Origin of the sequence: Anaeromyxobacter soli (assembly GCF_022808855.1) — a bacterium.
Lineage (GTDB): Bacteria > Myxococcota > Myxococcia > Myxococcales > Anaeromyxobacteraceae > Anaeromyxobacter > Anaeromyxobacter soli.
The window spans coordinates 102533-112400 of the sequence record NZ_JAKZLF010000013.1 but is presented as its reverse complement, the minus strand read 5'-3'; the positions used below and the strand labels follow the sequence as shown (position 1 = coordinate 112400).

The window sequence follows — 9868 nt, the reverse complement described above, 5'->3', positions numbered from 1 at the left end:
CGGGGGCGCAGCCCCCGTCAGATCAACGCGCCTACGCGTTCGCGGCGAAGCCGCCACGCGTAGGCGCACGGGACCCGGCGAGCAGGGGTGGGGCCCCCGACGACGGCGGTCAGCCGTCGGCGGGGCGGGGGCGCAGCCCCCGTTAGATCAGATCCCCGGCTGGGGCGGCGCGACGAACCTCGGCGCCGCGGCCCGCTCGCTCCCGGCCGCGCACTCCGTGCAGAGGAGCGCGTAGGGGAGGGCGGCGAGCCGCCGCGGGTCGATCTCCTGGTCGCAGTCCTTGCAGATCCCGTACGTCCCCGCGTCGATCCGCGCGAGCGCGGCGTCGATCTGCTGGAGCTCCCGGCGCTGGTTCTCGGAGAGGCGCGCGAGGGTGTACGCCTCGTGGTCGGTCTGCGCCCCCTCCTCGAACTCCGGATCCCGCTCGGCGGAGCGGAGCGCGTCGAGCTCGGCGTCGGCGCGGCGGAAGGTCTCGAGGATCACGCGGCGGCGGCGCTGCAGCTCGCTCTTCAGCGTCTCGAACCTGTCGTCGGCCACGTTGCGTTCCTTTCGTCGGGACGGTAGATGGAGCGCGCCCGGTCCGGCCGAAACCTCTCTCGCCGCCGCCCCCCGGGCCCCGGGCGCGCCCGGCTCGAAACCTGCGCACCGCGGGTCGAGGCGGCCAGGTCGTCGGGGTTCCGAGAGATCGGTAGGCGCCCGGCTGGCGGGGAGCCAGCCATGCGATGGGACGACGGGTGGTCATGGGACAGGCGCACGTGACGGTGATCGGCGGCGGGCTCGCGGGGAGCGAGGCCGCGTGGCGGCTCGCCGAGGGCGGCGCCGAGGTGGAGCTCGTCGAGATGAAGCCGGGCCGGCGCTCGCCCGCTCACACGCAGGGCGGTCTCGCCGAGCTCGTCTGCTCGAACTCGCTCCGCTCCGACAACCCGCACAACGCGGTGGGGCTGCTCCACGAGGAGCTGCGCCGCCTCGGCAGCCTCGTCCTCTCCGCCGCCGACGCGACCCGCGTCCCGGCGGGGGACGCGCTCGCCGTGGACCGCGAGCGGTTCAGCGCGCTCGTCGGCGCGCGGCTCCGCGCCCACCCTCGCGTGCACCTTCGGGAGGAGGAGGTGCTGCGCCTCCCCGAGGGGCCACAGCTCGCGCTCGTCGCGACCGGGCCGCTCACGGGCGACGCGCTCGCCGCGGACATCGCCGCCTTCGCGGGCGGCCGGCTCCACTTCTACGACGCCATCGCGCCGATCGTGGCGGCGGACTCGATCGACCGTTCGATCGCGTACGCGCGCTCGCGGTACGGCAAGGGCGCCGGGGACGACTACCTCAACCTGCCCTTCGACGAGGCGCAGTACCGCGCCTTCGTCACGGCGCTGCTCGCCGGCGAGAAGGTGCCCGCGCACGACTTCGAGGAGCCGCGCTACTTCGAGGGCTGCCTGCCGATCGAGGTGATGGCCGAGCGGGGCGCGGAGGTGCTCGCGTTCGGGCCGATGAAGCCGGTGGGCCTCGAGGACCCCCGCACCGGGCGGCGCCCGCACGCGGTGGTGCAGCTCCGCCGCGAGGACGTGGAGGGGACGGCGTACAACCTCGTGGGGTTCCAGACCCGCCTCACCTGGCCGGAGCAGCGGCGCATCTTCCGCGAGCAGGTGCCCGGCCTCGCGAACGCCGAGTTCGTGCGCCTCGGCCAGATCCACCGGAACACGTTCCTCGAGGCGCCTCGCGTCCTCGCGCCGGACCTCTCCGCGCGGGAGCGGCCGCACCTGTTCTTCGCGGGCCAGATCACCGGGGTCGAGGGCTACGTGGAGTCGGCCGCGTGCGGGCACCTCGCGGCGCGCGCGATCCTGGACCGGCTCGCCGGAAGGGGCTTCCGCCCGCCTCCCCCGGCGACCGCGCTCGGGGCGCTCCATCGACATCTCACCGGCGAGGCCCATCCGCCGGGGTACGATTACCAGCCGTCGAACGTCGTCTTCGCGCTGTTCCCCCCGCTCACCGGGCGCCACCGCGGCAAGGCCGCGCGGAAGGAGGCCCACGTCGAGCGGGCGCGAAAGGAGATCGCGCCGTGGATCGACCCCGTTGCGGACGCCACCCCTGGAGCCTCCGGGCCCTGACCCTCGCCGCCGCGGCCGCGCTCGCGGCGGGATGCACCGGCGAGCACGACGCCGCCAAGAAGCACGGGCTCGGCCGCGCGGTGATGCGCGGGCAGGTGCGCGCCCTGAAGGCCTCGGCCGACGGCGCCTGGCTCGCGTTCCTCGACGGGTGCGCCGAGGTGAAGGGGCAGTACCTCCCGCCCCAGACCGCGAGCTGCGCGCTGCGGGTGGTGGCGGCCGCCGGCGGCGAGGCCCGCAAGGTGGCGCCCTCGGTCACCACGCTCCCGCACGGGTTCGCGTGGGCGCCCCAGGGCGCGGTGCTCGCCGCGCTGGGCGAGTACGACTACCTCTCGGGCGCGGGCACGCTCTACGTCGCCCGCGCCGGCGGCGAGCCGGCGAGGATCGCCGACGGCGTGACGTTCACCGGGTTCGTGCCGGGGAGCGAGCGCGTGGCGGCGATCGCGGGCGGGCGTCTGCTCTGGGTGAACCCCGGCGAGCCCCCCGCGTGGCTGCCCGGGGCCGAGGGCCTCTCCTCGTTCGAGCTCCTCGCCAAGGACGGCGCGCCGCGCGCCGGGGCGACCACCGCGCTCGCCCGCCGCGGCGTCCGCGCGGGGGGGACGCTGCTCGCCGTCCGCACCGCGAGCGAGCCTCCCGCCCGCGTGGCGGAGCGCACCGGCGAGTACGCCTTCGCGCCGGGCGGCGCGGCCTACGCGTTCACCGTCGAGACGGCGACCGGGTACGACCTCATGCTCTCGACGGGCGGTGCGCCGGCGCGGGTCGCGCGCCAGGCGGGCGCGTTCGCGTTCTCGCGGGACGGCGCCGCGCTCGCCTACGTCGCGGGGATCGCGCCCGGGCAGCAGGGCGAGCTCCACGTCGGCCCCCTCGGCAAGCCGGGCGCCCTGTGCGGTCGCGAGGTGGGCGAGTTTCGCTGGGCGTCCCGCGCGCCGCGCCTCGCCTGGCTCGAGCAGTACGATCCGCGAGTCCGCGCGGGCGTCCTCGGCGCGGGCGGCCCGGGGCAGTCGCCCCGGACCTTCGGCGCGAACGTCTCCGAGTTCGAGGTCTCGGCGGACGGCGCCCACGTCGCGATGCTGCAGCACACGACCCGGGGCGGGTACTCGGTCGACCTCGCGCTCGCGCACCTCGACACGCCGAAGGGGACGCCGGCGGAGCGGGTCGCCCAGGGCGTGTTCGGCTTCGCCTTCTCGCCCGACGCGCGCTGGCTCTACTACCGCACCCGCTGCACGCGGAACGGCGAGGCGTGCGACCTCGAACGCGTCCCGGCAGCCGGGCTCGCCGGGGGGAAGAAGCCGGAGGCCGTGGCGCAGGGAGTGAAGAGCTTCGAGTTCGACCCGCGCGACCCCGGGCGGCTCCTCCTCACCTGGCAGCGCTCCGACATGATCGCGCTCGACGTCGCGCTCTGGGAGGGTGGGAAGCTCCGCTCGATCGACACGCACGTGCTCCCCGGCACCGCCCGCTTCCTCGGGCCCGACTCGCGCGGCGTCGCCTATGCGGTCGCGGACCCGAAGCGGGCGGGGGTGTACGTGGCCGACCTGCCGAGGTGAGGGGCGGCGCGACCTCGACCTCGACCCAGAACTCGCCTCCCGCCCACCCCGGTGCTACCGATCGCAGCGTGCCCGTCGACGAGGGGACCCTCCCGCCCGAGATCCAGCGCTTCGCGGCCTACCTCCGCACGGAGCGACGCGCCTCGCCGCACACGGTGAAGGCGTACCTCACCGATCTCGCCCAGTACGCCGCGTACCTTGCGAGCGCGGGGCAGGGGGTCGTGCCGTCCTCGCCCGCGATCGTGCGCGCCTTCCTCTCGCGCGCGGCGGCGGAGGCCGGCGCGACGAGCCTCGGGCGCAAGCTCTCCGCGATCCGGACGCTCTACCGGTTCCTCGTGCGCGAGGGGCTCGCCCAGGCGAACCCTGCGCGCTCGGTCTCCGGCCCCAGGCGCCCGAAGCGGCTGCCCGAGGTCCTGCCCGAGGAGGAGGTCGCCGCGCTCGTGGAGTCCCCCGCGCTCGCCGCGCCCCTGGAGCTGCGCGACCGCGCGTTCCTCGAGCTGCTCTACGCGAGCGGGCTGCGCGTCTCGGAGCTCACCGGGCTCGACCGCGGCTCGGTCGATCTCGGGGGCCGGCTCGTGCGGGTCCTCGGCAAGCGCAGCAAGGAGCGGATCGTCCCGTTCGGCGTGACGGCGGCCGAGGCGATCGGCCGCTACCTCGACGAGGCGCGGCCGGTCCTCGCGGCGGGGCGCGACCACGCCACCGCGCGCGAGGCGCTCTTCCTCAACTACCGCGGCGGACGGCTCAGCCCACGCTCGGTCGCGCGGCGGCTCGACCGGGCGGTGATCGCGACCGGGCTGCCTCGCCACGTGCACCCGCACGTGCTGCGCCACTGCTTCGCGACGCACCTGCTCGGGAACGGCGCCGACCTGCGCGGGATCCAGGAGCTCCTCGGGCACGCCTCGCTCTCGACGACGCAGCGCTACACCCACGTGGACTGGAAGCGCCTCGCCGCCGTCTACGACTCCGCTCATCCGCGCGCGAAGCGCGAGCGGAGCTGACCCTCGCGCTCCGGTCGCCGCAGGCCGCGTCGATCTCCGCCGTTGCCCGGGCGCCCGTCCGGCGCTACCTACGGGCGATGCGCCCCTTCCACGGCACCACCGTCCTCTGCGTCCGACGCGACGGCAAGGTCGTCATGGCGAGCGACGGGCAGGTCACGCTCGACAAGACGGTCATGAAGTCCACCGCGCGGAAGGTCCGCCGGCTCGCCGAGGGCTCGGTCCTCGCGGGCTTCGCGGGCGCGACCGCCGACGCGTTCCAGCTCTTCGAGCTGTTCGAGAAGAAGCTCAAGGAGCACGCGCGCTCCTTGCCCCGCGCGGCCGTCGAGCTCGCGAAGCAGTGGCGCACGGACCGGCTCCTCCGGCGCCTCGAGGCGATGCTCGTCGTCGCGGATCGCGAGCACGTCCTAGTGCTGTCCGGCGCGGGGGACGTCATCGAGCCCGATCCCGTCCCGGGCGGCGCGGTCGTCGCCATCGGCTCGGGCGGTCCGTACGCCGTCGCGGCCGCGCGCGCGCTCCTCGCCCACTCGCCCCTGTCGGCGCGGCAGATCGCGGAGGAGTCGATGAAGCTCGCCGCGGAGATCTGCATCTACACGAACGCGAACCTCACGCTCGAGGAGCTCTAGGCCGTGAAGCCCCAGGATCTGTCGCCGAAGGAGATCGTCGCCGAGCTGGACCGCCACGTGGTCGGGCAGGGCAACGCGAAGCGCGCGGTGGCGAACGCCCTCCGCAACCGCTGGCGCCGCCAGAAGGTCGGGCCGGAGCTGAAGGACGAGATCCTGCCCAAGAACATCGTGATGATCGGCCCGACCGGGGTGGGGAAGACCGAGATCGCGCGGCGCCTCGCGCGGCTCGCCGGGGCGCCGTTCGTGAAGGTCGAGGCCTCGAAGTTCACCGAGGTCGGCTACGTGGGGCGGGACGTCGACGCCATGGTGCGCGACCTCGTCGAGGCGGCGGTGAAGCTCGTGAAGGAGGAGGAGGTCGAGAAGCTCCGCGAGCGGGCGCGCGAGGCGGCGGAGGAGAAGGTCCTCGACGCGCTCGGGTACGGCGGCGGGTTCGGGCTGGGGTTCCGCAGCGCCGTGTCGCGCGTGCGCGGGGAGGGCGAGGGGGAGGCGCCGCCGGCGGCCGGCGGCCGCGAGCGGGCGCGCGCGCAGCTCCGCGCCGGCACGCTCGACGACGAGCTCGTCGAGGTGGAGCTCACCGAGAAGCCGCCGCCGATGCCGTTCATGGCGCCCGGCATGGAGGACATGGCCCAGGGCCTCCAGGACATGATGAGCCAGCTCGGGAACAACCCCATCGTGAGCATGCTCGGGGGCGGCCAGAAGAAGCGGAAGCGCAAGGTGCAGGTGAAGGAGGCGCTCGAGCTCCTCACGCAGGAGGAGGCCTCCCGGATGGTCGACATGGACCGGGTGGTCCGCGAGGCGCTCGATCGCGCGCAGAACGCCGGCATCATCTTCATCGACGAGATCGACAAGATCGCCGGGCGCGACGCCGGGCACGGGCCGGACGTGTCGCGCGGCGGCGTGCAGCGGGACCTCCTGCCCATCGTCGAGGGGTCGAACGTCAACACCAAGTACGGGGTCGTGAAGACCGACCACGTGCTCTTCATCGCCGCCGGCGCCTTCCACGTGGCGAAGGTCTCGGACCTCATCCCCGAGCTGCAGGGCCGCTTCCCCATCCGCGTCGAGCTCGAGCCGCTCGGCCGGGAGGACCTCGTCCGCATCCTCAAGGAGCCGAGGAGCTCCCTCGTCCGCCAGTACACCGCCCTCCTCGCCACCGAGGGCGTGGACGTGCAGTTCCGCGACGACGCCGTCGAGGAGATCGCGCGCATCTCCGCCGAGGTGAACGAGCGGATGGAGAACATCGGCGCGCGCCGGCTGCACACGGTGATGGAGCGGCTGCTCGACGGCATCTCCTTCGACGCGCCGGACCTGCGCGGCCAGCGGATCGTCATCGACGCCGCGTACGTGCGGGAGCGGCTCGAGGGCATCGCCCAGGACGAGGATCTCGCCCGGTACATCCTGTAGCGGCGGCCCGCCGTCCACCCCACCGGGCGGCCGATCGCTCACGGCCCCACGTGCCCGCTTGCCGCGGGCGAGCCACGGACCGACGGTGGGGTCCGGAGGTCACCATGCTCTCCCGCCGCCTGGCCCCGCTCGCGCTCGTCCTCGCCGCCTCGGGGATCGCGCCCGTGGCGGCGCGCGGCGCGGAAGAGGCGCCCGCGCGCGAGCTGCCGGAGGGGCCGCTCGGGGACACGATCCGGCTCGGTAAGGAGCTCTTCGAGCGGACCGGGACGCACCCGCTCACGCGTCGGTACGTGAAGAACGCGCTGAGCTGCGCGTCCTGTCACCCGCAGGCCGGAGCGCAGGCCGGCGGCGCGACCCTCGTCGGCGTCGCGGCGGCCTATCCGGCGTGGTCCCCCCGGGAGAAGGCGGTCATCACGCTCGAGGATCGGGTCCTCAACTGCTTCATGCGCAGCATGAACGGGCAGCGGCCGCCGAACGGCGGCGCACCCGCCGTCGCCATCACCGCGTACCTCACGTGGCTCTCGACCGGCGAGCGGATCGCGCAGAACCCCAAGGCGCCGCTCGGGCCGCGCAGCTTCCCGAAGCTGTCCGTGGATCCGTCCAAGGTCGACACGGCGCGCGGCGCCGCGCTGTACGCGGAGCGCTGCGCCGCGTGCCACGGCGAGGACGGCCAGGGCGACCCGCCGGTCTGGGGCCCGCGTTCGTACAACGCGGGGGCAGGGCTCGCGGACGCGACGAAGCTGGCGGGGTTCCTCAAGGTGACGATGCCGCCGGACGAGCCGAACCTCCAGGACGGCGAGGCGGTCGACCTCGCGGCGTTCGTGAACGCGAAGCCGCGGCCGGACTTCGACCTGTCGCGTCACCTGGGGCCATCCGGCGCGTACAACGCGACCGTACGAGAAGAGCGCGTCCGCGCGCCGACGTGGCCGCCGCGCCCCGCCGGCAAGCGCTGACCCGCGGGGCGCGCGCCGCTCTAGAACACCCGCCCCGCCGCTGCTATAAGCGCTAGATGACCGGCAACAACGAGGCCGTCGCAAAGCGCGCGCAGAAGGTGCTCACCCCCAACTACCGGCAACAGCCGGTGGCGATCGCGCGCGGCGAGGGCGTCCGGGTCTGGGACGCCGACGGGAACGAGTACCTCGACTTCCTGGGCGGCGTGGCGGTCAACGTGCTCGGGCACTGCCACCCCGCGCTCGTGAAGGCGCTCGAGGAGCAGGCCCGCACGGTGTGGCACGTCTCCAACCACTACTTCATCCCGCGCCAGGTGGAGCTCGCGGAGGCGCTGCTCGAGGTTACCCCGTGGGCCAGCCGCGCCTTCTTCTGCAACAGCGGCGCCGAGGCCAACGAGGCGATGCTGAAGCTCGCCCGCAAGTACCACCACGACCTCGGCCACCCCGAGCGCAACGTGATCGTCTCGTGCGACGACTCCTTCCACGGACGCTCGCTCTTCACCGTCACCGTGGGCGGGCAGGAGAAGTACCGCCAGGGCTTCGAGCCCCTCGTCCCCGGCGTGCGCCACGTGAAGTTCGGCGATGTCGCCGCGCTCGAGGCCGCGCTCGACGGCACGGCGGCGGCCTTCATCGTGGAGCCGATCATGGGCGAGTCGGGGGTGATCCCCGCGCCCGAGGGGTACCTGCAGGCGGCGCGCGAGCTCACGCGGCAGCGCGGCGTGCTGCTCTGCCTCGACGAGGTCCAGACCGGCATGGGCCGGACCGGGAGGCTGTGGGCGCACGAGTGGGCGGGCGTCACCCCCGACCTCATGTCGAGCGCGAAGTCGCTCGGCGGCGGCTTCCCCATCGGCGCGCTCCTCGCGTCGGAGGAGGTCGGCCAGCACCTCACGCCCGGCAGCCACGGCAGCACCTACGGCGGCAATCCGCTCGGCTGCGCGGTGGCGCTCGCGGTGCTCGCGGAGCTCTCGGGCGGCGTGCTCGAGGGGTCGCGGGAGGTGGGCGCGCGGCTGCGGGCAGGGCTCGAGCGGCTCGCCGCCGGCGGCCGGGTCGCCTCGGTGCGCGGCCGGGGCATGCTGCTCGCGGTGGTGGTGAAGGGCGTCTCGGCCGCAGAGGTGATGAAGGGCGCCCGCGCCCGCGGCCTGCTCGTCAACGCCATCGGCGACGACGTGCTGCGCCTCGCTCCTCCCCTCAACCTCACGGCGGCCGAGGCGGACCTCGCCGTCGAGCGGCTCGCCGCCGCCCTCGCGGCGGCGCCCGCGAAGTCCTGACTCCCGCGGAGATCCCCCATGGCACGCCCGACCGGCACGAAGCGCGACTTCCTCCGCCTCACCGATCTCGATCGCTCCGAGCTCCTCGAGCTCGTGGAGCGCGCCGCGGAGTGGAAGCTCCTCGGCAAGCGGGGGCCGAGGCCCCTCGAGCACGCCACCATCGGCCTCGTGTTCGAGAAGGCGTCGACGCGGACGCGCGTCTCGTTCGCCGTGGCCGCCTACCAGCTCGGCGGCGACGCCATGATGCTGTCGCCGCGCGACACGCAGCTCGGGCGCGGCGAGCCCATCCGCGACACCGCGCGCGTCCTCTCTCGCTACCTCGACTGCCTCGTCGTCCGCACGTTCGAGCACGAGAAGATCGAGGAGATGTCGCGCTACGCCTCGGTCCCGGTGGTGAACGCCCTCACCGACTCGTCGCACCCCTGCCAGCTCCTCGCCGACCTGCTCACCGTGACCGAGCGCTTCGGCGCGGACGCGCTCTCGAAGGGCGGGCTGTCGGTGGCCTGGATCGGCGACGGCAACAACATGGCGAACAGCTGGCTCGAGGCCTGCGTCCTGCTCGGCTTCGACCTGCGCATCGCGTGCCCCGAGGGCTACGATCCCGATCCGAAGCTCCTCGCCCGCGCCGGCGCCCACGCGCGGGTCGTGCGCTCGCCGGCGGAGGCCGTGGACGGCGCCCACGTCGTGAACACCGACGTCTGGGCGAGCATGGGCCAGGAGGGCGAGGCGGCCGAGCGACAGCGCCGGTTCGCGGGGTTCATCGTCGACGAGGCGCTCATGCAGAAGGCGCGTCCGGAGGCGATCGTCCTGCACTGCCTCCCGGCCCACCGCGGCGAGGAGATCTCCGACGGTGTGCTCGAGGGGCCGCAGTCGGCGGTGTTCGACGAGGCCGAGAACCGGCTCCACGCCCAGAAGGCGCTGCTCGAGCTGCTGCTGTCCCCCCGCTAGAGGTGGGTCCGGCCATACCGGGCCTTTCGGGTGGCGCACCATC

The 9868-nt window shown here is 74.4% G+C and carries 9 protein-coding genes; 8 read left to right on the top strand and 1 reads right to left on the bottom strand.

The window, feature by feature from the left end:
* Nucleotides 1-147 precede the first annotated feature (147 nt).
* Nucleotides 148-537 carry a TraR/DksA family transcriptional regulator gene (locus MLV88_RS11685; protein WP_242341125.1) on the bottom strand — a complete coding sequence of 130 codons (390 nt, stop codon included), beginning with the start codon at nucleotides 535-537 and terminating at the stop codon, nucleotides 148-150.
* A 203-nt stretch (nucleotides 538-740) separates the two neighbouring features.
* Here MLV88_RS11685 and trmFO point away from each other — a divergent pair, with 203 nt between their 5' ends.
* The 8 genes from trmFO to argF all read left to right on the top strand — a co-directional run bounded on the left by trmFO (nucleotide 741) and on the right by argF (nucleotide 9825).
* Nucleotides 741-2096 carry a methylenetetrahydrofolate--tRNA-(uracil(54)-C(5))-methyltransferase (FADH(2)-oxidizing) TrmFO gene (gene trmFO, locus MLV88_RS11680; RefSeq protein ID WP_242341126.1) on the top strand — a complete coding sequence of 452 codons (1356 nt, stop codon included), beginning with the start codon at nucleotides 741-743 and terminating at the stop codon, nucleotides 2094-2096.
* Nucleotides 2048-3637, top strand: coding sequence for a TolB-like translocation protein (locus MLV88_RS11675; RefSeq protein WP_243337554.1), 1590 nt, complete (start codon nucleotides 2048-2050; stop codon nucleotides 3635-3637). The genes trmFO and MLV88_RS11675 overlap by 49 nt, the downstream gene beginning before the upstream one ends.
* A 68-nt stretch (nucleotides 3638-3705) precedes the next feature.
* Complete coding sequence (xerC, locus tag MLV88_RS11670; RefSeq protein WP_243337552.1) at nucleotides 3706-4635, top strand: tyrosine recombinase XerC; 930 nt, start codon at nucleotides 3706-3708, stop codon at nucleotides 4633-4635.
* 77 nt (nucleotides 4636-4712) lie between these two features.
* Entirely contained in the window at nucleotides 4713-5258 is a 546-nt protein-coding gene (gene hslV / locus MLV88_RS11665; RefSeq protein ID WP_243337550.1) for an ATP-dependent protease subunit HslV, read from the top strand.
* 3 nt (nucleotides 5259-5261) lie between these two features.
* Nucleotides 5262-6659, top strand: a complete 1398-nt coding sequence (gene hslU, locus MLV88_RS11660; protein WP_242341130.1) for an ATP-dependent protease ATPase subunit HslU — start codon at nucleotides 5262-5264, stop codon at nucleotides 6657-6659.
* A gap of 104 nt (nucleotides 6660-6763) precedes the next feature.
* Entirely contained in the window at nucleotides 6764-7612 is an 849-nt protein-coding gene (locus tag MLV88_RS11655; protein WP_243337547.1) for a c-type cytochrome, read from the top strand.
* Between the two features lie 56 nt (nucleotides 7613-7668).
* Complete coding sequence (locus MLV88_RS11650) at nucleotides 7669-8877, top strand: acetylornithine transaminase (protein WP_243337545.1); 1209 nt, start codon at nucleotides 7669-7671, stop codon at nucleotides 8875-8877.
* An 18-nt stretch (nucleotides 8878-8895) separates the two neighbouring features.
* A complete protein-coding gene (gene argF / locus MLV88_RS11645; protein ID WP_243337544.1) occupies nucleotides 8896-9825 on the top strand; it encodes an ornithine carbamoyltransferase in 930 nt (309 codons plus the stop codon).
* Nucleotides 9826-9868: the final 43 nt, after the last annotated feature.

Coding starts and splice junctions, on each gene's coding strand:
- trmFO (WP_242341126.1), top strand. CDS start 741: ATGGGACAGGCGCACGTGACGGTGATCGGCGGCGGGCTCGCGGGGAGC.
- hslV (WP_243337550.1), top strand. CDS start 4,713: ATGCGCCCCTTCCACGGCACCACCGTCCTCTGCGTCCGACGCGACGGC.
- MLV88_RS11655 (WP_243337547.1), top strand. CDS start 6,764: ATGCTCTCCCGCCGCCTGGCCCCGCTCGCGCTCGTCCTCGCCGCCTCG.
- MLV88_RS11650 (WP_243337545.1), top strand. CDS start 7,669: ATGACCGGCAACAACGAGGCCGTCGCAAAGCGCGCGCAGAAGGTGCTC.
- argF (WP_243337544.1), top strand. CDS start 8,896: ATGGCACGCCCGACCGGCACGAAGCGCGACTTCCTCCGCCTCACCGAT.